At 66.2% G+C, this 967-nt stretch carries 1 protein-coding gene; it reads left to right on the forward strand.

Translation table 11 applies throughout. From position 1 onward, the window contains the following. Window positions 1-66: 66 nt before the first annotated feature. Window positions 67-933, forward strand: coding sequence for an endonuclease domain-containing protein (locus AC5Y7V_RS31380; RefSeq protein WP_499883790.1), 867 nt, complete (start codon window positions 67-69; stop codon window positions 931-933). Window positions 934-967 lie beyond the last annotated feature (34 nt).

Consider the following 967-nt stretch of genomic DNA (forward strand, 5'->3'; position numbering starts at 1 on the left):
GGCGGATTTCGCACCACATCTCGACGTTGGGCCGAACGTGTCAGTGTGGACCGGCACCGTGTGCGCATGGAAATCCTTGACTGGCCATTCAAGGGCACCGACGCGCTCGCCGCCGGCGTCATCACCCGGCATCGGTTACGGACCGATTTCGAGATGGTCCATCGCGACGTCTACATCCCGCGCGGCCAGAAGTTGACGCCCGTGACGAGGGCAGTGGCCGCGTGGCTGTGGTCTGGACGGACCGCTACGGTGGCAGGTCTGTCCGCCGCGGCGTTGCACCGCACGGCGTGGATCGACAACTGGCTGCCGGCCGAGCTGAACCGGCCCAGCCGCGATAAGGCGCGCGGCATCATTTTGCACAGCGACACCCTCGGCGACGACGAAACATGTGTGCGCGACGAAATGCGCATGACCACGCCCGCCCGCACGGCATTCGACCTGGGCAGGCGAAAGGGCTTGACTAAGGCGGTGATTCGGCTCGATGCACTCATGCGTGCGACCGAGCTGAAGGCGGCTGACATCGAGCTGCTCGCCGACCGCCATCGAGGTGCGCGCGGGTTGGTCCAGTTGCGGCAGGTTCTGCATCTGGCCGACGGCGGCTCGGAGTCACCGCAGGAGACTAGGACCCGCCTGGTCCTCGTCGGCGGCGGTTTGCCGCGACCCCAGACCCAGATCGTGGTGCTCAACGAATGGGGTGCGGTGCTGGCACGGATCGACATGGGGTGGGAGGAGTGGAAGGTCGGCGTCGAATTCGACGGCGCACAACATTGGACCGATCCCGTGCGCCGCACCTGGGATATCGATCGACTGGCGGAACTCGAAGCACGCGGCTGGGCGATCATCCGGGTCAGCGCCGACCTGCTCCGATACCGACCCCACGTCGTGGTTGCACGCACCCGAAGTGCGCTGTTGGCGGCCGGTTGCCCACTATGACCGCCGAGCGTCGAGTTGTTGCGCGAAAACTCCG

The organism is Mycobacterium sp. NGS34 (assembly GCF_059812845.1).